24 protein-coding genes are annotated in these 22,207 nt (G+C 54.3%); 5 read left to right on the top strand and 19 right to left on the bottom strand.

Going from position 1 to position 22,207, the window contains the following annotated elements; genetic code table 11:
• Positions 1-32 precede the first annotated feature (32 nt).
• From AOY24_RS24975 to AOY24_RS14470, 4 genes are all read right to left on the bottom strand, one after another.
• A protein-coding gene (locus AOY24_RS24975) for an IS3 family transposase (protein ID WP_099433379.1) occupies positions 33-1,396 on the bottom strand; the annotation gives its coding sequence in 2 pieces (ribosomal slippage) (positions 33-928 and positions 928-1,396; 1,365 coding nt in all).
• A gap of 130 nt (positions 1,397-1,526) precedes the next feature.
• Positions 1,527-1,763, bottom strand: coding sequence for a non-oxidative hydroxyarylic acid decarboxylases subunit D (locus tag AOY24_RS14480; protein WP_042999548.1), 237 nt, complete (start codon positions 1,761-1,763; stop codon positions 1,527-1,529).
• A gap of 10 nt (positions 1,764-1,773) precedes the next feature.
• A complete protein-coding gene (locus AOY24_RS14475; RefSeq protein WP_042999547.1) occupies positions 1,774-3,201 on the bottom strand; it encodes a non-oxidative hydroxyarylic acid decarboxylases subunit C in 1,428 nt (475 codons plus the stop codon).
• Entirely contained in the window at positions 3,201-3,794 is a 594-nt protein-coding gene (locus tag AOY24_RS14470; RefSeq protein WP_044255030.1) for a non-oxidative hydroxyarylic acid decarboxylases subunit B, read from the bottom strand. Before AOY24_RS14470 ends, AOY24_RS14475 begins: the two co-directional genes overlap by 1 nt.
• A 171-nt stretch (positions 3,795-3,965) precedes the next feature.
• On the opposite strand from AOY24_RS14470, the gene AOY24_RS14465 reads away from it, so the two are divergent.
• Positions 3,966-4,373: a MarR family winged helix-turn-helix transcriptional regulator gene (locus tag AOY24_RS14465; protein WP_044255027.1), complete on the top strand. Its 408-nt coding sequence runs from the start codon at positions 3,966-3,968 to the stop codon at positions 4,371-4,373.
• Between the two features lie 119 nt (positions 4,374-4,492).
• Here the strand turns inward: AOY24_RS14465 and rpoS are convergent, their stop codons facing one another.
• The 12 genes from rpoS to cysD all read right to left on the bottom strand — a co-directional run bounded on the left by rpoS (position 4,493) and on the right by cysD (position 14,245).
• Positions 4,493-5,485: an RNA polymerase sigma factor RpoS gene (gene rpoS / locus AOY24_RS14460; RefSeq protein ID WP_000081550.1), complete on the bottom strand. Its 993-nt coding sequence runs from the start codon at positions 5,483-5,485 to the stop codon at positions 4,493-4,495.
• A gap of 62 nt (positions 5,486-5,547) precedes the next feature.
• The gene (nlpD, locus tag AOY24_RS14455; protein ID WP_333494261.1) at positions 5,548-6,624 is read right to left on the bottom strand and encodes a murein hydrolase activator NlpD; all 1,077 of its coding nucleotides are present in this window, start codon (positions 6,622-6,624) and stop codon (positions 5,548-5,550) included.
• A gap of 189 nt (positions 6,625-6,813) precedes the next feature.
• On the bottom strand, positions 6,814-7,440 hold the full coding sequence (gene pcm, locus AOY24_RS14450; RefSeq protein WP_042999543.1) for a protein-L-isoaspartate O-methyltransferase: 627 nt from the start codon (positions 7,438-7,440) through the stop codon (positions 6,814-6,816).
• Positions 7,434-8,195 carry a 5'/3'-nucleotidase SurE gene (gene surE, locus AOY24_RS14445; RefSeq protein WP_044255018.1) on the bottom strand — a complete coding sequence of 254 codons (762 nt, stop codon included), beginning with the start codon at positions 8,193-8,195 and terminating at the stop codon, positions 7,434-7,436. The genes pcm and surE overlap by 7 nt, the downstream gene beginning before the upstream one ends.
• The gene (truD, locus tag AOY24_RS14440; RefSeq protein WP_044268948.1) at positions 8,176-9,225 is read right to left on the bottom strand and encodes a tRNA pseudouridine(13) synthase TruD; all 1,050 of its coding nucleotides are present in this window, start codon (positions 9,223-9,225) and stop codon (positions 8,176-8,178) included. Before truD ends, surE begins: the two co-directional genes overlap by 20 nt.
• The gene (gene ispF, locus AOY24_RS14435; protein WP_042999540.1) at positions 9,222-9,701 is read right to left on the bottom strand and encodes a 2-C-methyl-D-erythritol 2,4-cyclodiphosphate synthase; all 480 of its coding nucleotides are present in this window, start codon (positions 9,699-9,701) and stop codon (positions 9,222-9,224) included. The genes truD and ispF overlap by 4 nt, the downstream gene beginning before the upstream one ends.
• Positions 9,701-10,411 (bottom strand): 2-C-methyl-D-erythritol 4-phosphate cytidylyltransferase, encoded by a 711-nt coding sequence (ispD, locus tag AOY24_RS14430; protein ID WP_044329180.1) that lies wholly within the window; start codon positions 10,409-10,411, stop codon positions 9,701-9,703. The genes ispF and ispD overlap by 1 nt, the downstream gene beginning before the upstream one ends.
• Positions 10,412-10,429: 18 nt before the next feature.
• Positions 10,430-10,741, bottom strand: coding sequence for a cell division protein FtsB (gene ftsB, locus AOY24_RS14425; protein ID WP_042288707.1), 312 nt, complete (start codon positions 10,739-10,741; stop codon positions 10,430-10,432).
• A gap of 183 nt (positions 10,742-10,924) precedes the next feature.
• Positions 10,925-11,248, bottom strand: a complete 324-nt coding sequence (locus AOY24_RS14420) for a DUF3561 family protein (protein ID WP_042999538.1) — start codon at positions 11,246-11,248, stop codon at positions 10,925-10,927.
• Between the two features lie 46 nt (positions 11,249-11,294).
• On the bottom strand, positions 11,295-11,900 hold the full coding sequence (cysC, locus tag AOY24_RS14415) for an adenylyl-sulfate kinase (RefSeq protein ID WP_044255004.1): 606 nt from the start codon (positions 11,898-11,900) through the stop codon (positions 11,295-11,297).
• Positions 11,900-13,327, bottom strand: coding sequence for a sulfate adenylyltransferase subunit CysN (cysN, locus tag AOY24_RS14410; RefSeq protein WP_054176869.1), 1,428 nt, complete (start codon positions 13,325-13,327; stop codon positions 11,900-11,902). The genes cysC and cysN overlap by 1 nt, the downstream gene beginning before the upstream one ends.
• 9 nt (positions 13,328-13,336) lie before the next feature.
• Positions 13,337-14,245 (bottom strand): sulfate adenylyltransferase subunit CysD, encoded by a 909-nt coding sequence (gene cysD, locus AOY24_RS14405; protein ID WP_042322572.1) that lies wholly within the window; start codon positions 14,243-14,245, stop codon positions 13,337-13,339.
• A 273-nt stretch (positions 14,246-14,518) separates the two neighbouring features.
• Here cysD and AOY24_RS14400 point away from each other — a divergent pair, with 273 nt between their 5' ends.
• Positions 14,519-15,556 (top strand): aminopeptidase, encoded by a 1,038-nt coding sequence (locus tag AOY24_RS14400; protein WP_054176868.1) that lies wholly within the window; start codon positions 14,519-14,521, stop codon positions 15,554-15,556.
• A 65-nt stretch (positions 15,557-15,621) separates the two neighbouring features.
• Here the strand turns inward: AOY24_RS14400 and cysH are convergent, their stop codons facing one another.
• From cysH to cysJ, 3 genes are read right to left on the bottom strand one after another with little or no spacing between them, the layout of a single operon-like run.
• A complete protein-coding gene (gene cysH / locus AOY24_RS14395) occupies positions 15,622-16,356 on the bottom strand; it encodes a phosphoadenosine phosphosulfate reductase (RefSeq protein WP_042999534.1) in 735 nt (244 codons plus the stop codon).
• A 58-nt stretch (positions 16,357-16,414) separates the two neighbouring features.
• Positions 16,415-18,127 carry an assimilatory sulfite reductase (NADPH) hemoprotein subunit gene (gene cysI / locus AOY24_RS14390; protein WP_044268959.1) on the bottom strand — a complete coding sequence of 571 codons (1,713 nt, stop codon included), beginning with the start codon at positions 18,125-18,127 and terminating at the stop codon, positions 16,415-16,417.
• A complete protein-coding gene (gene cysJ / locus AOY24_RS14385; RefSeq protein ID WP_054176867.1) occupies positions 18,127-19,926 on the bottom strand; it encodes an NADPH-dependent assimilatory sulfite reductase flavoprotein subunit in 1,800 nt (599 codons plus the stop codon). Before cysJ ends, cysI begins: the two co-directional genes overlap by 1 nt.
• A gap of 304 nt (positions 19,927-20,230) precedes the next feature.
• Here cysJ and queD point away from each other — a divergent pair, with 304 nt between their 5' ends.
• The 3 genes from queD to AOY24_RS24000 all read left to right on the top strand — a co-directional run bounded on the left by queD (position 20,231) and on the right by AOY24_RS24000 (position 22,197).
• A complete protein-coding gene (gene queD / locus AOY24_RS14380; protein WP_044254982.1) occupies positions 20,231-20,593 on the top strand; it encodes a 6-carboxytetrahydropterin synthase QueD in 363 nt (120 codons plus the stop codon).
• An 81-nt stretch (positions 20,594-20,674) separates the two neighbouring features.
• Positions 20,675-21,946, top strand: coding sequence for an FAD-dependent oxidoreductase (locus AOY24_RS14375; RefSeq protein ID WP_054176866.1), 1,272 nt, complete (start codon positions 20,675-20,677; stop codon positions 21,944-21,946).
• Positions 21,937-22,197, top strand: a complete 261-nt coding sequence (locus AOY24_RS24000) for a ferredoxin family protein (RefSeq protein ID WP_071888367.1) — start codon at positions 21,937-21,939, stop codon at positions 22,195-22,197. Before AOY24_RS14375 ends, AOY24_RS24000 begins: the two co-directional genes overlap by 10 nt.
• Positions 22,198-22,207 lie beyond the last annotated feature (10 nt).

Genomic DNA, 22,207 nt, shown 5'->3' with positions numbered 1-22,207 from the left:
TGGACTGACCCCATAAATCTGGACAGTTTATATTAAGCGGCCTTCAGAGCCTGGGCCCGGTACTCTACCGGACTCAGGCCTTTTAGTTTCAGGCTTATCCGCTCGTTGTTGTAGTAACGGATATAATCCTCTATCGCCTTCCTCAGTTCGCTGATATTGCTGAACTGACTCAGGTAAAAACACTCCGATTTCAGCGTCCCGAAGAAGTTTTCCATCACGGCATTATCCAGACAGTTTCCTTTTCGGGACATACTTTGCGTCATGCCCTGCGCCTTTAACTTTGCCTGATAGCCTGCCATCCGATATTGCCAGCCCTGATCTGTGTGCAGCAAGGGGGCGTCGTCTGGTCCGAGCTTTAAGAACGCATCCCGCAGCATGGTATTAACCATCTCCATCACCGGCCTTTCCGACAGGCTGTAGGAGATTATTTCCCGGTTAAAAAGATCGAGTACCGGCGACAGGTACAGCTTTTTACCCTGCAGCGAGAACTCTGTAACATCCGTAACCCATTTTTCATTGGCTTTTGATGCACTGAAGTTCCTGCTCAGGATATTGGGGGCTGCCTTGCCTGTTTCCCCCTTCCATGAGCGGTATTTCTTCGCCCTTATCAGAGACCGGAGCGACAGCTCTGTCATCAGCCGCTGCACGGTTTTATGGTTCACCAGCAGACCCTGCTTTCTCAGCGAAAGCGTGATCCTGCGGTAGCCATAACGGCCTTTGTGCCAGGCGTATATCTCACGGATTTTATCTTTCAGCCCGGCATGCCTGTCCACCTGCTTCAGGGCATTCATATTGTAATACCATGTACTGCGGGACATGCCTGCCGCGCGCAGGAGGTCTCGCAGAGCGTGCTTATGCCTCAGTTCACTGATTATCAGGGCTTGCTGCCGTTTTTTTCGCTCTGAACCAAGGCCTTCAACTTTTTTAGATAGGCATTCTCTGCCCGCAGGTAACGGAGTTCAGCCCGGAGTTCTTCGGGGGAGAGTTTTTCCAGTTCTTTATCTGTAGGGGATGGGGGGATTTTTTGTTTTGTCATTTTTCCAGGCCGTCCGCGTTGAATGTTTAGCAGTCCTTCCGCTCCGGCATCGTTGTACACGCAGACCCAGTGTCGGACAAGCGTTTCTGCAGAGAGATTAAACCGGGCAGCTGCTTCACGCATCGTCAGGTGGTCACGGATAACCGCCCGGACGACGACGAGTTTAAATTCAGCTGAATGATGTTTATTTTTCCCTGACAGCCCTTCCATACCGTGGAGTTGCCACGCCCTGACCCAGCGACGGACGGAAGTTCTTTCAACACCAAAACGGTCGGCTGTACGCTCTTCTCCGTCTTTTCCGGACAAATAATGATTAACCACAGCCAGTTTTGTTTCAGGGGAATATTTTGGCTTTGCCATAAAAAACTGCACCTTACTCAGTTGAGTGTCCAACTTTTGGGGTGCAGTCCACTTTGCGTATCGGGCCACATATTAACGGTACTGTACTTTCCCAGGTCGGATAAGGCCTCAGCCGCCATCCGGCACTCCGTCAGCGCTTATCTTCTGTCAGCAGCGGCGGAATAGTGGGTACCATTGGCGCCTCATCGATATCTTTCTGCGTCATACGAAACGCCTGCGGGTAGTGTTCGCGGCTGGTACGACGTAGCGGCTCCGTATCACGCCAGGTGTACAGGCAATGTTGGCACTGATACACCGTCCAGACGCCTTTCACTGGCGAGGTCGCCATCACTTCAATATGTTCATCAGCACAACGTGGGCAAATCATCTGAGGCTCCTTATTTACGGTTGGCCAGCATGGCAGTCAGCTTTTCAGCCCAGGCTTTGGTTTCCGGGAGATCGCACACCGGCTGGCTATAGTGACCACGGTTATCCGGCGCAACGGGCGTGGTGGCGTCGATAATCAGCTTATCGGTGATCCCCGCCGGACTTGAGCCCGGATCCAGTTCCAGTACTGACATATTCGGTAGCTGAACCAGATCCCCCGCCGGGTTGACTTTCGACGACAGCGCCCACATCACCTGCGGCAGGTTGAACGGATCGACATCTTCATCCACCATGATCACCATCTTCACGTAACCCAGCCCGTGTGGCGTGGTCATCGCGCGCAGTCCCACCGCCCGCGCAAAACCGCCGTAGCGTTTTTTGGTCGAGATAATCGCCAGCAGGCCGTGGGTATACATGGCGTTAACCGCCTGCACTTCCGGGAACTCCGCTTTTAGTTGCTGATACAGCGGAACGCAGGTGGCCGGCCCCATCAAATAGTCGATTTCTGTCCACGGCATACCGAGATAAAGGGATTCAAAAATCGGTTTACTGCGATACGACACCTTATCAATACGCACAACCGTCATATTGCGACCACCGGAATAGTGGCCGGTAAACTCGCCAAACGGCCCTTCAATTTCACGTTTGCGGCTTTCAATCACCCCTTCCAGGATCACCTCCGATCCCCACGGCACATCAAACCCGGTCAACGGGGCGGTGGCGATGGGATACGGGCTTTCGCGTAGCGCCCCCGCCATTTCATATTCGGACTGATCGTACTTCAGCGGTGTCGCCCCCATCAGCGTGATGATCGGATCGTTACCCAGGGTGATAGCGATCGGCAGATCCTCGCCGCGCTCTTCCGCCTTATGCAGATGCAGCGCGATATCATGCATCGGTACCGGTTGCAGGCCCAGCTTACGCTTGCCCTTCACTTCCATTCGGTAGATACCGACGTTCTGCTTGCCGAAGTTGTCCGGGTCGAGCGGATCGCGGGAGACTACGCAGGCTTTATCCAGGTAAAATCCGCCATCGCCGTCGTTCAGGCGAAACAGCGGCAGAATATCGAACAGGTTAATCGCTTCGCCATCGACACTGTTTTCCGCCCATGCCGGATTCGCGCGGCGTTCCGGGGTGACCGGGAACTTATCCCAGCGACGAATAAACTCATCTATCTGCTTTTTCACTGGCGTATTCGGCGGTAAGCCCAATGAAATGGCATGATTTTGCCAGGAGCCGATGGTATTCATCGCCACACGCGCGTCGGTAAAACCACGAATATTATCGAACCATAGCGCCGGTGCGCCGTCGCCAATACGGCCAGTGGCGTTGGCAGCCGCGGCCAGATCCGGCTCCGCATTCACCTCTTCACTGATTTTCAGCAATTGTCCCTGGTCGTCGAGCGCCTGCAAAAAGCTGCGCAAATCATCAAATGCCATTATTCATTCTCCTGTGAAAAATTCTGTGCCTGCGCTAATCCCTGCCAGCGACGCGCATGCGGGTGCTCCAGCGCAAACTGGTCCAGTACGCGGGCCACGATGTGTTGCGTAATATCATCAACGGACTGTGGATGGTTATAGAAAGCAGGCATGGGCGGCACCATCGCCACGCCCATGCGTGAAAGCGCGAGCATGTTTTCGAGATGCACCGTACTGAGCGGCATTTCACGCGGCACCAGCACCAACTTGCGCCCTTCTTTCAGCACCACGTCGGCAGCGCGTCCCACCAGACCGTCGGCGTAGCCTGCGCGTATTCCAGCCAGGGTTTTCATGCTGCAAGGAATAACGATCATGCCGTCGGTACGAAACGAACCTGACGAGATGGTCGCCGCCTGATCCGCCGGGCTGTGGCAAAAATCGGCCAGTCCGGCAACATCGCGCGCACGGTATGGCGTTTCCAGTTCAATGGTGGTTTTGGCCCATTTCGACATCACCAGATGCGTTTCCACATCCGGCATCTTCCGCAGCGCCTGCAACAGTGCTACACCCAGCGGCGCTCCCGTTGCCCCGGTCATACCCACAATCAGTCTCATTCATCACTCCACAAATTGTTCGTATACGAACATTTAATATAAATTACCCCTGTAAAACAGCGACGACAATAGCGCCCGTTTTTTTCCGCACGTATTGCTTAAGATTTCCTCGTTAAAAAACGCGGTGTTACCCGTTATGATAGGAGACATGATTTTTAGCCTGGAGTTTTCATGGAGTTACGGAATAAAGCGTTTCACCTGTTACGCCAGCTGTTCCAACAACATACGGCGCGTTGGCAGCATGCGTTGCCGGATCTGACTAAACCACAGTACGCGGTGATGCGTGCCATTGCGGAATGTCCCGGCATTGAACAGGTTAATCTGATGGAGGCCGCCGTCAGTACCAAAGCGACGCTGGCAGAAATGCTAAGCCGAATGGAAAAACGTGGGCTGGTGAGGCGTGAAAACGATCCGCTGGATAAACGTCGCCGCTTCGTTTATCTGACCCCTGAAGGAGAAGCCTTGCTGAAGGTAAGCATGCCGTTGGGAAATCGGGTGGATGAGGAGTTTCTGGGACGGTTGAATGACGAAGAACGCGCGCAATTCGCCCTGCTAATCAAGAAAATGATGCCTGATTAACAAACCTGAGTAAGCATGAAAATGCTCCCGTCTGCCTTCACCCGCAAAAACACAGCGTAGTCAGCCAGAAAGAAGAAGGCCAGCCTCAAAGAGGCTGGCCTTTCTTGTTAGAACGGTGCTTACTCGCGGAACAGCGCTTCGATATTCAGCCCTTGAGTCTGCAGAATTTCACGCAGACGGCGAAGGCCTTCAACCTGAATCTGACGAACACGTTCACGAGTCAGACCGATTTCGCGGCCCACATCTTCCAGTGTTGCAGCTTCATAACCCAGCAGACCGAAACGACGTGCCAGCACTTCACGCTGTTTGGCGTTCAGTTCGAACAGCCATTTGACGATGCTCTGTTTCATATCATCATCTTGCGTGGTGTCTTCCGGACCGTTCTCTTTCTCATCGGCCAGGATATCCAGCAACGCTTTTTCGGAATCGCCACCCAACGGGGTGTCTACCGAGGTAATGCGCTCGTTTAGACGAAGCATACGGCTAACGTCATCAACCGGTTTATCCAGCTGTTCTGCAATTTCTTCCGCGCTCGGTTCGTGGTCCAGTTTATGGGACAACTCACGCGCGGTACGCAGATAAACATTCAGCTCTTTAACGATGTGGATCGGCAGTCGAATGGTACGGGTTTGGTTCATGATAGCCCGTTCAATCGTCTGGCGAATCCACCAGGTTGCGTATGTGGAGAAGCGGAACCCACGTTCCGGGTCAAACTTCTCGACGGCACGGATAAGCCCCAGATTGCCCTCTTCAATCAGATCCAGCAACGCCAGACCACGATTGCCATAACGGCGGGCAATTTTCACCACCAGACGCAGGTTACTTTCAATCATCCGACGGCGTGAGGCGACATCTCCACGCAATGCGCGACGCGCAAAATACACTTCTTCTTCGGCCGTTAACAGTGGCGAATAACCAATCTCACCAAGGTAAAGCTGAGTCGCGTCCAACACACGCTGTGTGGCCCCCTGCGATAACAGCTCTTCTTCAGCCAAATCGTTATCACTGGGTTCCTCTTCAACTAAGGCTTTTTCGTCAAAAACCTCAACTCCGTTCTCATCAAACTCCGCGTCTTCATTTAAATCATGAACTTTCAGCGTATTCTGACTCATAAGGTGGCTCCTACCCGTGATCCCTTGACGGAACTAGCAAGTGTCAGCCTGGTTCCGTCGCTTTATCGCTGCGGTAAATAACGCAGCGGGTTTACGGATTTCCCCTTGTAACGAATTTCAAAATGCAAACGTGTAGAACTGGTTCCGGTGCTACCCATCGTCGCTATTTTTTGTCCTGCCTTCACTTCTTGTTGTTCCCGGACCAGCATTGTATCGTTATGAGCGTAGGCACTCAGGTAATCATCGTTGTGTTTGATGATAATAAGATTACCGTAACCGCGCAGTGCGTTACCGGCATAGACCACGCGCCCATCGGCGGTCGCGATAATAGCCTGTCCCTTACTGCCTGCAATGTCGATCCCTTTATTGCCCCCCTCGGAAGCCCCAAAGTTCTCGATCACTTTGCCGTCAGTCGGCCAGCGCCATGTGGAGATTGGCGAACTGGTAGACGAACTGCTTGCTGTCGATTCGGTTGCGCTAACTGCTGGAGCCGTTACAGGTGCTGTGACCACAGTCCCAGCAGACTTGTTGTTCGGCAACATTTTGTTAGCACTTTGTTCACCTGAATCCTCAGAATACGTAATTGTCGGTTTCGACGCAACAGCGATGGCGGAATTTTGTGCAGGTCTGGTCACAACTCCTTGCTCTGCCGCGTCGGCCTGAGTTATCGCATTACCGCCGGTAATTGGCGCACCCGATGCGTTACCCACCTGCAGCGTTTGTCCGACATTGAGAGCATACGGGGCCTGAACGTTGTTGCGTTGCGCCAGGTCACGAAAATCGTTCCCGGTGATCCAGGCGATATAAAAAAGCGTATCGCCTTTTTTAACAGTGTACGTACTGCCACCGCTGTAGCTACCTTTCGGAATATTCCCATACTGGCGATTGTAGACAATACGTCCGTTTTCCATCTGCACGGGTTGCTCGGCGACGGGCTGAACATGCGTCGGTTGTGTCGTCGGACGTTGCACCGGTTGAATTTGCGGTGTCTGCGGAGCGGACGTCGTCGTCCCCATCTTCGGCGGCGGCGTAATCAGCATGCCAGAACTGGTATTCGTCGGAGCATTACCATTGACTGAGCTTACCGGCGCCGGTGGATTCGATGAATTTGAACAACCCGCCAGCCATAGCGAAACCAGTGACAGTGCCGCAATGCGGCTAACGGTGAATTTTGGGCTTCCCGCGCTCATTTATCCCCCAGGAAAAATTGGTTAACAACCAGTGACGTATAATCGTGCAGACAGCAAATGGGCACTGGAAAATGTGACCACGATACGCTGACCAGTTCCAAAAACTCCAGGAAAATTCCAGGTATTCGGAACCGCTTTTTACGCGAGTTCCCCTTTAACTAAGGGAACAAAACGTACCGCCTCCACGGTGTCGATAATAAATTCGCCGCCCCGACGACGCACCCGTTTCAGAAACTGATGCTCGTCACCCACGGGCAAGACGAGAATGCCACCTTCATCCAGTTGCGTCATCAACGCGGTCGGGATTTCCGGCGGTGCTGCCGTCACAATAATAGCGTCAAATGGCGCGCGTGCCTGCCAGCCTTGCCAGCCATCACCGTGACGAGTTGAAACATTGTGTAAATCGAGTTGTTTCAGACGGCGACGCGCCTGCCATTGCAAACTTTTAATACGTTCGACGGAACAAACCTGCTGTACCAGGTGCGCCAGTATCGCCGTCTGATACCCGGAACCCGTGCCAATTTCCAGCACACGCGACTGCGGCGTCAGTTCGAGGAGTTCGGTCATTCGCGCCACCATGTACGGCTGCGAAATCGTCTGCCCCTGACCTATCGGCAACGCGATATTGTCCCAGGCTTTATGTTCAAACGCTTCATCAATAAATTTCTCACGCGGCACCGCGGCCAGGGCATTAAGCACCTGCTCATCGCGAATCCCCTGTGCGCGCAGTTGATCAAGAAGCGTTTGTACGCGTCTGCTTACCATTGCGTGCCAACTCCCACGCTCTCTAACCAGTCGGAAACCACATCATGCGCGCTGTGCGCGGTTAAATCTACATGCAACGGCGTAATGGACACGTAACCGTCGTCCACTGCCGCAAAATCGGTATCAGGCCCGGCGTCGCATTTGTCGCCCGGTGGGCCAATCCAGTACAGCGTGTTGCCGCGCGGATCTTCCTGTGGGATCACTTTGTCTGCGGGATGACGACTGCCGCAACGCGTCACGCGAATGCCTTTGATCTGCTCCAACGGTAAATCGGGCACGTTGATATTGAGGATCCGCCCGGTACGCAGCGGTTCACGCCGCAGGCCGCGTAAGATCCGACAGGTGATGGCCGCTGCGGTCTCATAATGCTGGTGCCCGTCTAACGACACGGCAAGCGCCGGAAAGCCAAGATGTCGCCCTTCCATTGCCGCCGCGACGGTGCCGGAATAGATAACGTCATCCCCCAGGTTGGGGCCGGCATTAATTCCCGAGACCACGATGTCCGGACGCGGGCGCATGAGTGCATTGACACCCAAGTATACGCAGTCAGTGGGTGTGCCCATCTGCACGGCGATATCGCCGTTCTCGAAAGTAAACGTCCGGAGAGAGGATTCAAGCGTCAGCGAATTTGACGCACCACTGCGGTTCCGATCCGGGGCGACGACCTGTACATCAGCAAACTCCCGCAGGGCTTTCGCCAGCGTTTGTATACCGGGCGCGTGGACCCCATCATCGTTACTCAGCAATATGCGCATAATCACCCATTGTGTTGATCAGTTCCCTCACAACGCTGGTGGCGAAGCTCCCCGCCGGCAGCCAAAAACGTAACTCGACGGTGACATCATCCCACCAGTTCCAGCTTAATTGCTGCGGATAGAGCAGCATCGCTCTTCGCGACGCCTCAACTTTTTCACGCAGCAGCAGCGACTGCAACGCGGTCTCCTCGGCAATCGCGGACTGTTCGAACGCCAGCGCATCCCGCTGGGTTCCCCACTCGCCGCTGCCGGGAAGCGAAGCCGTCACCATCAGTTCTTTTTCATCGACACGATGCTGTAATTCCGCCCGTTCTTCTTGCGTGGCGACAAACCAGCTTCCGCGTCCCGCTAATTGTAGCGCATCGCCGTCAACAACTTGATTAAAGTCTGTTTTTTTCAGACGCTCGCTGACAATTTGATTAAACAACGCACTGCGGGCCGCCGACAACCAAAAACTGCGTTTATTGCGATCCCTGACCGGTGCATCGCTTTGCGCCCAGCGCAGCGCACCTTGCAGATTGCTGCCGCCGATACCAAAACGCTGAGCGCCGAAATAGTTCGGTACGCCGCCAGCGTTTATCGCTTGCAGACGGGATTCCACTTCATCACGATGACTGATTTCCCGTAGCACCAGCGTGAACGCATTGCCTTTCAGCGCGCCTAAACGTAGCTTGCGTTTGTGACGCGCATATTCCAGCACCTTGCAGCCTTCAAGCTGGAAAGCGCTCAGATCGGGCATCTCTTTGCCTGGTACGCGCGCGCACAGCCACTGTTCGGTGACCGCATGCTTATCCTTTTGCCCGGCAAAACTCACTTCACGGGCATGAATTTTCAGAAACTTCGCCAGCGCGTCAGCCACAAAACGGGTGTTGCAGCCGTTTTTAAGAATACGCACCAGAATGTGTTCACCTTCGCCATCGGGTTCGAAACCTAAATCTTCGACCACCACAAAATCTTCCGGACTGGCTTTCAGCAGACCGAAGCCTTGCGGCTTACCGTGGAGATACGTGAGATTTTCAAACTCTGTCATTTCGCGGCCTTAATGAGTAACGCCACCGCTTCGCAGGCAATCCCTTCCCCACGCCCGGTAAAACCGAGTTTTTCCGTGGTGGTGGCCTTCACGTTCACATCATCCATGTGACAACCGAGGTCTTCAGCAATAAACACACGCATTTGCGGGATGTGCGGCAGCATCTTCGGCGCCTGAGCAATAATGGTCACATCGACGTTGCCCAGGGTGTAACCTTTTGCCTGGATCCGACGCCAGGCTTCACGCAACAGCTCACGGCTGTCTGCGCCTTTAAACGCCGGATCGGTATCCGGAAACAGCTTGCCAATGTCACCCAGTGCCGCCGCGCCAAGCAGCGCGTCGGTGAGCGCATGCAGCGCAACATCGCCATCAGAATGCGCCAGCAGCCCCTTTTCATAGGGAATACGCACACCACCAACGATAATGGGGCCTTCCCCGCCAAAGGCGTGTACGTCAAAACCGTGTCCGATTCGCATTATGCTTTCTCCTGGTGAATTATTTGGGTCAGGTAAAATTCAGCCAGCGCTAAATCTTCCGGACGGGTTACTTTGATATTATCAGCCCGTCCTTCAACAAGCTGTGGATGGAAGCCACAATATTCCAGCGCCGAGGCTTCATCGGTGATCGTCGCCCCTTCATTCAGTGCGCGTGTCAGGCAGTCATGCAGCAGCTCGCGAGGGAAAAATTGCGGCGTCAGCGCGTGCCATAAATCGTTACGTTCGACCGTATGGGCGATGGCGGTTTTGCCCGGCTCTGCGCGTTTCATCGTGTCGCGCACCGGTGCGGCAAGGATCCCGCCAGTGCGACTGGTTTCGCTAAGCGCCAGCAGACGTGCTAAATCATCCTGATGTAAGCAGGGACGCGCCGCATCATGCACCAGCACCCATTCGGCGTCTCCGGCGGCCTGCAATCCGGCCAGCACAGAGTCTGCACGTTCATTTCCCCCGTCCACGACGGTAATTTGCGGATGCTGCGCCAGAGGGAGCTGGGCAAAGCGGCTGTCGCCAGGGCTTATCGCGATGATCACGCGGGTCACCCGGGGATGCGCCAGCAGCGCAAAGACCGAGTGTTCGAGAATGGTTTTATTGCCGATCGAGAGATATTGCTTCGGACATTCCGTTTGCATACGGCGGCCAAATCCGGCCGCCGGCACCACGGCGCAAACATCCAATAAAGTGGCTGCCATGTGATTTCCTGGGCTGGTTTAACGAGTATTTTGCCCCGCAGTTTGCGCGCGTTTAGACGCGTCGGGCACCAGGCGATAAAACGTTTCGCCCGGCTTAGTCATGCTGAGTTCGTTGCGTGCACGCTCCTCGATAGCCTCCTGACCGCCATTGAGATCGTCAATTTCGGCAAACAACTGATCGTTACGTGCTTTAAGTTTGGCGTTCGTCGCCTGCTGCGCCGCCACGTCATCATTGACGCGACTGTAATCATGTATGCCGTTCTTACCGAACCACAGTGAATACTGTAGCCAGACCAGTAAAGCCAGCAACAGCAGCGTTAGTTTACCCATCCTGCCCCCTGAAAAACGGCATCATCCTCCCATACTTCCGCAAACGACACGACGTTTGCAGACGGGAAAGCCGCAACAACGCGGGCAAATGTACCACAATTGCCCTTTATAACGTATACCCAGAACCCTGAGAACATCATCTCATTGTTAGTTACGGTTTGAATTATGGACAGCCGTCGCGCTTTAGCCCAGCAACCACATAAACAGTGCGCCGAACATTGCGCAAACGGTCAGCAGCGTTGCAACAATGCTGTAGCGCAATTTGCCGTTGAGCAGGGAATGCAGCGCGATACCCACAACCACCGCAACGGGCATCAACGCCAGGAAGAAAGGCCAGGTGTAGATAAAGAAAAACAACGTGTTAGGGCCATACACCAGAAAGGGGATCCCCAACGCCAACAGCCATGACGCGAAGCCCACCACCGCGCCCGGCAGCGACCAGGTGGTTTCGTCATCAGTAGCAAACGCGTCTGTCGTTGTGAGTGTGATGTTCTGGCTATTGCGCATAGTGAATCCTGTAACCTTGACTGACCGTACACAGCGGTCAGGTGTCTCAGGATCTGATAATATCGCTCTGTCTGAGCAGGTCTAATAATTGGGCGACCAAATTTGTTACTAATTGTTCGCCATTGAGATGAACCTCTGGCGATTCAGGCGCTTCGTAAACGGAATCAATTCCGGTGAAGTTGCGCAATTCGCCAGCCCGCGCTTTTTTGTATAATCCTTTTGGATCGCGGGCTTCACAGATTTCCAGTGGCGTATCCACGAACACTTCAATAAAGCGCCCCTCACCGACGCGTTCGCGCACCATTTGCCGCTCTGCACGGTGCGGAGAAATAAACGCCGTCAGTACCACCAATCCCGCATCCACCATCAGGTTTGCGACTTCGCCCACGCGACGGATGTTCTCTTTCCGGTCGGTATCACTGAACCCCAGATCGCTACACAGGCCGTGGCGAACGTTATCGCCATCCAGCAAATAGGTACTGACGCCCAGTTGATGCAGCGCCTCTTCCAGCGCCCCGGCGACGGTCGACTTACCGGACCCGGAAAGCCCGGTAAACCACAGCACAACACCACGATGACCGTGGTGTTGCTCACGCTGTTGCGGCGTGACGGGATGAGCATGCCAGACGACGTTTTCGTCATGCAGCGCCATTATTTTCCTCCCAGCAGATCGCGAGCACCCCAGTGCGGGAAGTGACGACGTACCAGCGCATTCAGTTCCAGCTCAAAGGCGCTGAATTCTGATGGCGTAGCGGTCTCCTGCACAATCGGTTCGCGGACCATACCGGCACCGACGGTGACATTGCTCAGACGATCGATAAAGATCAGCCCGCCGGTCACCGGGTTTTGCTGATAGGTATCCAGCACCAGCGGCTCATCAAAGGTCAGATTCACCAGACCAATACCGTTCAGCGGCAGAGTGTCTACCTCACGCTGCGTCAGATTGTTGATATCTACCTGATACTGAACATGATCAACGCGCGCACGGGTCTTTTTACCAGCGATTTTGATTTCGTAACTCTGCCCCGGTGCCAGTGGCTGTTCCGCCATCCAGACCACGTCAACGGCGGCGCTCTGTACGGCAGGTAAACTCTCCTCCGCCGCCAGCAGCAGATCGCCGCGGCTGATATCAATCTCGTCTTTCAGGACGAGGGTAATGGCTTCTCCGGCAAAGGCTTCGTCCAGATCGCCATCAAAGGTGACGATCCGCGCCACGCTGGATTCCACACCGGACGGCAGCACCTTCACGCGCTGCCCTACCTTGACGCGCCCGGAAGCCAGCGTGCCGGAATAACCGCGGAAATCGAGATTTGGACGGTTTACGTACTGCACCGGGAAGCGCATTGGCTGACTGTCGACCACGCGCTGGATCTCAACTGTCTCCAGCACTTCAAGTAAGGTCGGGCCGCTGTACCACGGCATGCTGACTCTCTGGGAGGCGACGTTGTCACCCTCCAGCGCGGAGAGCGGGACAAAGCGGATATCCAGATTCCCCGGCAACTGTTCGGCAAAGGTCAGATAATCTTCACGAATACGCGCAAAGGTTTCTTCGCTGTAATCGACCAGATCCATTTTGTTGATCGCCACCACCAGGTGTTTGATCCCCAGCAGTGTTGAAATAAAGCTGTGACGACGGGTCTGATCCAGCACGCCTTTACGGGCGTCGATCAGCAGGATCGCCAGATCGCAGGTAGACGCGCCGGTCGCCATATTGCGGGTGTATTGCTCATGCCCAGGGGTATCGGCAATGATAAATTTGCGCTTCTCAGTGGAGAAATAACGATACGCCACGTCGATAGTAATCCCCTGCTCACGCTCGGCCTGCAGCCCATCCACCAGCAACGCCAGATCCAGTTTTTCACCCTGCGTACCGTGACGTTTGCTGTCGTTATGCAACGATGAAAGCTGATCCTCATAAATCTGCCGCGTGTCGTGCAACAGGCGACCGATCAGGGTGCTTTTGCCGTCATCGACGCTACCGCAGGTTAAAAAGCGCAGCAGACTTTTATGTTGTTGGGCAACCATCCAGGCTTCGACGCCGCCTTCATTAGCGATTTGTTGGGCAAGTGTGGTGTTCATGGCGGCTCCTTAGAAATACCCCTGACGTTTCTTCAGCTCCATAGAGCCCGCCTGGTCGCGGTCAATCACGCGGCCCTGACGTTCACTGGTGGTCGAGACCAGCATCTCTTCAATAATTTCCGGCAGCGTTTGTGCGTTTGACTCGACGGCGCCGGTCAGCGGCCAGCAGCCGAGGGTACGGAAACGCACCATCCGTTTTTTGATCATTTCGCCAGGCTGCAGGTCGATGCGATCGTCATCAATCATCATCAACATGCCGTCGCGCTCCAGCACCGGGCGCTCCGCCGCCAGATACAGCGGGACGATCTCGATGTTTTCCAGCCAGATGTACTGCCAGATATCCTGTTCCGTCCAGTTGGACAGGGGGAAGACGCGGATACTTTCGCCTTTGTTAATCTGCCCGTTGTAGTTGTGCCACAGTTCAGGACGCTGGTTTTTCGGGTCCCAGCGATGAAAGCGGTCGCGGAAGGAGTAAATGCGCTCTTTCGCCCGCGATTTTTCTTCATCGCGGCGCGCACCGCCAAAGGCGGCATCAAAACCGTATTTGTTCAGCGCCTGCTTCAACCCTTCGGTTTTCATAATGTCAGTGTGTTTGGCGCTGCCGTGGACAAAGGGATTGATACCCATCGCCACACCTTCCGGATTTTTATGTACCAGCAGCTCGCAGCCGTACGCTTTGGCAGTACGATCGCGGAATTCATACATCTCGCGGAACTTCCAGCCGGTATCGACATGCAGCAGCGGGAACGGCAGCGATCCTGGATAAAATGCCTTACGGGCAAGATGCAGCATGACGCTGGAATCTTTACCGATGGAGTACAGCATTACCGGGTTCGAAAATTCTGCTGCCACCTCGCGAATGATGTGGATGCTTTCGGCCTCCAGCTGTCGCAGGTGGGTGAGTCGTTTTTGGTCCATAACCGTTCCTTTACAATACCGCGAATGTCGAGCGCGTCAGATAACCCGACTATAGGGAGCGCAAGAGAACGAATGAAATTACGAATTGGAATGAGTAGTTCCTCAAAGGAATAACGATCTGGCAAAGCAAATATCAAAAAGTGCTTAACCCACCGGAATTCGGGCATTTAAGAGCAAATGAAATTGTTTTAGCGAAGTCACCGTTTCATACTAGATGGGTTAAAATTTTTGCTTTGTATTCAGGGCTCCCCCGCTGGCTATTAAGGATTCACTATGTTTTCCGCAACGCGCCGTCTTTCCGCCCTCCTGGCGCTCGGCGTATGCTTTATTGTCCCCGCTCAGGCGTCATCGCCAAAACCGGGCGAATTTGCAACAATGCAGACCCGTCATATTGCGACCGTTTTCCCGGGAAGGATGACCGGCTCGCCGGCAGAAATGTTATCTGCCGACTATTTACGCCAGCAGTTTGAGCAGATGGGCTATCGCAGTGATATCCGCACGTTCAACAGTCGCTATATTTATACCGCCAAAAATAACCGCAAAAACTGGCATAACGTCACCGGCAGTACCGTTATTGCCGCCCACGAAGGCAAAGCCCCGCAGCAGATTATTATCATGGCGCACCTGGATACCTACGCGCCGCAAAGTGATGCCGACACTGACGCGAATCTTGGCGGGCTCACTCTGCAAGGGGTGGATGACAACGCCGCTGGTCTGGGCGTTATGCTCGAACTGGCAGAACGCCTGAAAGATGTGCCGTCGGAATACGGTATTCGCTTTATTGCCACCAGCGGCGAGGAAGAGGGAAAACTGGGGGCTGAAAACCTGCTGAAGCGAATGAGCGCGGCGGAGAAGAAAAACACGCTGCTGGTGATTAATCTCGATAACCTGATCGTCGGCGACAAACTGTATTTTAATAGCGGGCAGAGCACGCCGGAAGCGGTGCGTAAATTAACCCGCGACCGGGCATTAGCGATTGCGCGTCATCATGGCATTACCGCCACCACTAATCCAGGCCTGAATAAGGACTATCCCAAAGGCACCGGTTGCTGCAATGACGCAGAGGTTTTCGATAAAGCGGGAATTTCGGTGCTATCCGTTGAGGCAACGAACTGGAATCTTGGCAAGAAAGATGGTTACCAACAGCGCGCCAAAACCGCCTCTTTCCCGACAGGAAATAGCTGGCACGATGTACGTCTGGATAATCAACAACACATTGATAAAGCCCTGCCCGGACGCATTGAACATCGCAACCGCGACGTAATGCGCATTATGCTGCCGCTCGTAAAAGAATTAGCGAAAGCGAGCTAATCATAAGGCCGGATAAGGCAATGCCCTTATCCGGCCATACTGTCGGACCGCTGAAGGGGGTTGTTTCACCCTTCGTGCAGCCCGCACTCGCGCTTCAGGCCAAAGAAGCGGGTCTCTTCTTCTGCCATGCCGGGTTCCCATTTCCGCGTGGTGTGCGTATCGCCGACGGAAAGATAGCCCTGATCCCACAGCGGATGGTATTTCAGCCCATGCTTTTGCAGGTATTGATAAACCGTTCGGTTATCCCAGTCGATAATCGGCAGCACTTTAAAGACCCCACGCTGGATAGCCAGCACGGGCAGATGCGCACGGCTGCCGGACTGTTCGCGCCGCAGTCCCGCAAACCAGGTTTGCGCGTTCAGTTCCTGCAACGCCCGGTTCATCGGTTCGACTTTGTTGATCTCATTGTATTTCTCAATGCCTTCAATGCCCTGCTCCCACAGCTTACCGTAGCGCGCTTCCTGCCAGGCGGGGCTTTCATTCGCCCGGTAGACCTTCAGGTTCAACCTGAGTTTGTCCGTTAACTCATCAATAAACTGGTAAGTTTCCGGGAACAGATAGCCGGTATCGGTCAGGATCACCGGGATATCCGGGCGGATCTGATTGACCAGATGCAGGCTGACTGCCGCCTGAATCCCAAAGCTTGATGAGAGGACGTATTCGCCAGGCAAATTCTCCAGCGCCCACGCCACACGCCCCTCAGCATCACGTTTTTCCAGTTGGCTGTTGGTTTCAGCCAGCGCCATCACACGCTCTACCTTCGGCAATGCATTAAGCGCGTTTAGATCGAGTACGGACATAAGAACCTCGTTTGCCTGTTTTGCCGGGTGGCACTGCGTTTGCCCGGCAAAGGATGGGTTATTCCCAGAAATCCCGTGCGGGATCGAGCACCGGGCGAATAATGCCCGCACGCACCGTAAAGTCGCCGAAGCCTTCACCCGCTTCGCGCTCTTTCGCCCAGCGCCCAATCAGTTCGTCCAGCGAGTCGAGAATTTCTGGTTCGGTGATATTCTCTTTAAACATCCGCGGGATACGCGTGCCGATTCGGTTACCGCCGAGATGCAGGTTATAGCGGCCAGGCGCTTTCCCGACCAGACCGACTTCCGCCAGCATCGCGCGACCGCAGCCGTTCGGGCAGCCTGTTACACGCATAACGATGTGTTCATCGCTCACGTTATGCTTCGCCATCAGGCCATCAATCTTGTCGATAAACGTCGGCAGGAAACGTTCGGCCTCCGCCATCGCCAGCGGACAGGTCGGGAACGACACGCAGGCCATGGAGTTTTCACGCTGTGGCGTCACGGTGTTCATCAGACCGCTCTCTTGCGCGATCTTCTCTATCTTCGCTTTCTGGCTTTCCGGTACGCCAGCGATGATCAGATTCTGGTTCGCAGTAATACGGAACTCGCCTTTATGGATTTTCGAAATCTCCAGCAGGCCCGTTTTCAGCGGACGTCCCGGATAATCGAGAATACGGCCATTTTCGATAAACAGCGTCAGATGCCATTTATTGTCGATGCCTTTCACCCAGCCAATCCGATCGCCGCGCCCGGTGAATTCATACGGACGAATCGGCTCAAATTTAATGCCTGCACGACGTTCCACTTCCGCTTTGAACGTCTCAACCCCTACGCGTTCCAGCGTGTATTTGGTTTTCGCATTTTTACGATCGGTACGGTTTCCCCAGTCGCGCTGGGTGGTGACCACCGCCTCCGCCACGGCCAGCGTGTGCTCGAGCGGCAGATAGCCAAATTCGCTGGCCGTACGGGCATAGGTTTTCTTGTTACCGTGCTCGATAGAAAGACCGCCGCCCACCAGCAGGTTAAAGCCAATCAGCTTGCCGTTTTCAGCAATCGCCACGAAGTTCATGTCGTTGGCGTGCAGGTCGATATCGTTCTGCGGCGGGATCACGACCGTGGTTTTAAACTTACGCGGCAGATAAGTCTGACCGAGGATCGGCTCCTCGTCCGTGGTCGCGACTTTTTCCTGATCGAGCCAAATCTCCGCATAAGCGCGCGTGCGCGGCAGCAGGTGCTCGGAGATCTTCTTTGCCCACTCGTAGGCTTCGGCATGCAGCTCGGACTCATACGGGTTCGAGGTGCACAGCACGTTACGGTTCATATCATTGGCTGTCGCCAGCGCGTCCAGCCCCACGGAGTGCAGCATCTGGTGCACCGGCTTCACGTTCTTCTTCAGAATCCCGTGAAATTGAAACGTCTGACGGTTGGTCAGGCGAATGCTGCCGTAAATCGTGTTCTCGGCGGCAAATTTATCAATCGCCTGCCACTGTTTGGTGGTGATAACGCCCCCCGGCAGACGGCAGCGAAGTAACATCGCGTGACGCGGCTCCAGCTTCTGCTCGGCACGCTCGGCGCGGATATCGCGGTCATCCTGCTGGTACATCCCGTGAAAACGGATCAGCAGGAAGTTGTCACCTTTGAAACCGCCGGTGAGACCGTCATTTAAATCTTCAGCAATAGTGCCGCGCAGATAGTTGCTTTCCAGCTTCATACGCTCGGCGTCGGTCAGTTTACCTTCGACCACCAGGGGCCCTGGATGTTTTTCGCTCATTAGTAGACATCTCGCTGATAACGGCGCTCAACGCGCAGCTCACTTAAAAATTCATCCGCTGATTCCGCGTCCATCGCGCCGAATTCAGCAATCACGTCCAGCAATGCCTGCTCAACGTCCTTCGCCATGCGATTGGCGTCGCCGCAGACATAAACGTGGGCACCGTCATTGATCCAGCGCCACAGTTCTGCGCCCTGTTCGCGCAGTTTGTCTTGTACGTAGACTTTTTCTTTTTGGTCTCGTGACCAGGCCAGATCGATACGGCTCAGTACGCCTTCTTTGACGTAACGCTGCCATTCCACCTGGTAGAGGAAATCTTCGGTAAAGTGCGGGTTGCCAAAGAACAGCCAGTTCTTGCCTGATGCTCCCTCGGCAGCGCGCTGCTGCATGAAAGCGCGGAACGGCGCGATGCCTGTCCCCGGACCAATCATGATCACCGGGGTTTCAGGATTCGTCGGCAGACGGAAGTTATCGTTATGTTCGATGAACACACGCACTTCGCCCTCTTCTTCGACGCGATCGGCGAGGAAGCTGGATGCGCCACCGGCACGCGCGCGGCCTTCCACTTCATAACGCACCGCCCCCACGGTGATGTGCACTTCGCTCTCCACTTCGGCCTGTGAAGACGCAATGGAGTACAGACGCGGTGTTAACGGACGCAACAGATCGACTAACGCTTGTGCATCCAGTTGTGCGGGCGAGAAGCGCAGCATATCGACAACAGGCGTCGTGGTGGCGTAATGCTGCAACTGTGCCTTATCGCCGACCAGCGGCAACAACGATTCACTGCGCGTTAAGGTGGCATAGTTTTCAACGATATTGGCGGTATTTACGGTCAGTTCAACATGCCACTGTAGCGATTCGGACAGCGGGAGAGATTTGCCATTGACCGTAACGGGCTCATCGCCTTTCAGCCAGACCAGTTCTACGATTTCTTTCACCAGCGCCGGATCGTTTTGATACCAGACACCCAGCGCATCGCCAGGCTGGTAGCGCAGACCCGAATCACCGAGATCGATTTCAATATGGCGAACATCTTTCTCTGAATCGCGTCCGGTGATTTTTTGATTTACGGACAACGTGGCGCTCAGCGGCGCTTCTTTGGTATACGGGCTGGTGTGGATCTCATTTACCGCTCCGCTGGCAACCGCCTGAGCCGGTGTCGCAACCGGCGCTCGTGATTTCAACACCTCAACCACACGAGCACGCCATTCGGCGGCGGCGGCCTGGTATTCCACATCGGCGTCAACGCGATCCAACAAACGCTCACCGCCGAGTTCCGCCAGCTTGCTGTCAAAATCTTTGCCCGACTGGCAGAAAAATTCATATGACGTGTCACCCAGACCAAAAATGGCAAAGGCGGTGTTTTCGAGCTTGGGCGCTTTTTTTGAGAACAGGAACTTATGCAGCGCGACGGCTTCTTCCGGGGGTTCACCCTCTCCCTGCGTAGACGTGACGATAACCAGCAACTTTTCATTGGCGATTTGTTTGAATTTGTAGTCGCCTGCGTTAACCAGCGTGACGCTGAGTTTTGCTGCCAACAGATCATCACGCAGCGCTTCCGCCACACGACGCGCATTGCCCGTTTGTGATGCAGAGATTAGCGTGATGCCCGGCATTTCCGCCACGGGAGCGGGTGTTGCAACGGCTGCGCCAGGTTGCTGATTCAGCGTACCCCAGAAATAGCCAGAAACCCATGCAAGCTGCGTGGGCGTAAGATCGGTGGTGGCCGCCTGGAGGCGTGCCAGCTGCTCCGGGTTCAGCGGAAGCAAAGCGGAAGGTGGGGCCTGTGTCGTCATGCGTCGTTATGTTCCAGTAAGCAAAGCGGATTTAAGCAATAAAACCCAAACTGAAGATAAGGGTAACGGCGGTGATAGTAACAATTAAAGAAGGGATGGAAATAACAAATAACCAAATGAACTAACCTGTTTTAGCTATAGTTATTAACGACAAAAACGATTAAATAACCACATGATATATAAATAAATATTTAATATTTGCCATCTATATGTGGCATTCTGCTGCTCAGCGCCCTTTTAACTAATGCTAAAAATTGTACTTTACGGTACCCTACGGCGTTTTTTGCATTCTTGAGAGTCAATAATGTCCACCACCTTGTTTAAAGATTTCACCTTCGAAGCCGCTCACCGCCTGCCACACGTACCGGAAGGGCATAAATGTGGCCGCCTGCATGGTCACTCATTTATGGTGCGTCTTGAAATTACCGGTGAAGTCTGCCCGCATACCGGTTGGATCATGGATTTTGCCGAGTTAAAAGCCGCATTTAAGCCGACGTATGACAGGCTTGATCATTACTACCTGAACGATATTCCCGGTCTCGAAAACCCGACCAGCGAAGTACTGGCGAAATGGATTTGGGATCAGGTCAAACCGGCAGTTCCTCTGCTGAGCGCGGTGATGGTGAAAGAGACCTGTACGGCGGGCTGTGTCTATCGCGGCGAGTGATTCCAGCGGATGTGCTGAGGGTCAATATTCTTAAACTAACATTCTGTTAGGGTTATGTGCTCTGGATATCTGGAGCACGATATGTCTGACGATTTTGATATTATTATCATCGGTGCAGGAATAGCAGGCACCGCGTGTGCTTTACGCTGTGCACGCGCCGGACTATCGGTTCTGCTTCTTGAACGCGGCGAGTTACCTGGCAGTAAAAACCTTTCGGGTGGACGTCTGTACTGTCATGCTCTTACCGAACTCCTTCCCGATGCCCATCTGTCAGCCCCACTTGAACGCCGCATTACCCAGGAAAATCTCACGCTGTTAACTCGTCACGGTGCGACAACCTACACCAGTCTTCGTCCGGAGGGAGATTCGTGGAGTTTACTACGTGCCCGTTTCGATCCGTGGTTCGTCGCCCAGGCGGAAGCGGAAGGTGTGCAATTTGTCAGCGGCATAACGGTTGATGCGTTACTTATTGAAGCGGGTAGAGTCTGCGGCGTCATTGCCGATGATGAAACGCTTCGCGGCCGTTATGTCGTTCTCGCGGAAGGGGCAAATAGTGTTCTGGCTGAACGCTATGGTTTTCAGCCACGACCATCAACAACCGCAATGGCGCTGGGAATGAAAGAGACCCTGGCGCTGGATCAACAGATTCTTGAAGAGCGTTTCCGGTTATCTGCACAAGAAGGCGCCGCAATGCTGTTCAGTGGAGAAGTGTGTGGCGCTCTGCCCGGCGGTGCGTTTCTTTACACCAATAAAGAAACGCTCTCTTTTGGTGTTGTATGTCCGCTCTCTACGCTTGCTCAAAGCGACATACCGGCAGTCGAACTGCTGGAAAGGCTCAAATTGCATCCGGCGCTACATCCGTTGCTCAAAGGGAGTGAAACGCTGGAGTATGGCGCGCATCTGGTGCCGGAAGGGGGATTACACAGCCTGCCCGTGCAGTACGCGGGAGAAGGCTGGCTGTTAGTGGGAGATGCGCTGCGCAGTTGCGTCAATACGGGTTTCTCCGTACGCGGGATGGATATGGCACTCATCGGCGCGCAGGCCGCCTCCCAAACACTCATCAACGCCTGTCTGAAATGCGCGCCGCAAAACCTGTTTCCAGCCTATCATCACGCTATTCAACGTAGTCTGTTGTGGGACGTTATGCACCGCTATCGCGAGATGCCCACGCTATTGCAGCGTCAGGGATGGTATAACCAGTGGCCCGCGCTGATGGACGATATTTCTCGTGAGATTTGGCACCAGGGCGAGCGCCCGGTCGCCCCTCTGCGCCAGATTGTCTGGCGTCATTTTCGTCGTCACGGCCTGCGTCACCTGGCAGGCGATATTATCAGGAGCTTACGATGCCTGTAGCCCACAACGTCTGGCACCCTCCCGGCATGTCTCCTATTGTTCCTGCTAACCGTGTCGATTGCGACGTTGCAGAACGGCTGATCACATCTTGCCCGGCAGGACTTTTTTCCCTTACGCCGGAAGGAGAACTGCGGGTCGATTTTCGTGGTTGTCTGGAATGCGGAACCTGTCGACTTCTGTGTGATGAAAAAACGCTACAACAGTGGCGCTACCCACCGTCGGGTTTTGGCATCATTTACCGCTTTGGTTAAATAATAAGGA

This window comes from Citrobacter sp. CtB7.12, from assembly GCF_001297795.1.
Classification (GTDB): Bacteria; Pseudomonadota; Gammaproteobacteria; order Enterobacterales; family Enterobacteriaceae; genus Citrobacter_A; species Citrobacter_A amalonaticus.
The sequence above is the reverse complement of the archived record's forward strand: the minus strand, read 5'-3'. Positions and strand labels throughout refer to the sequence as shown.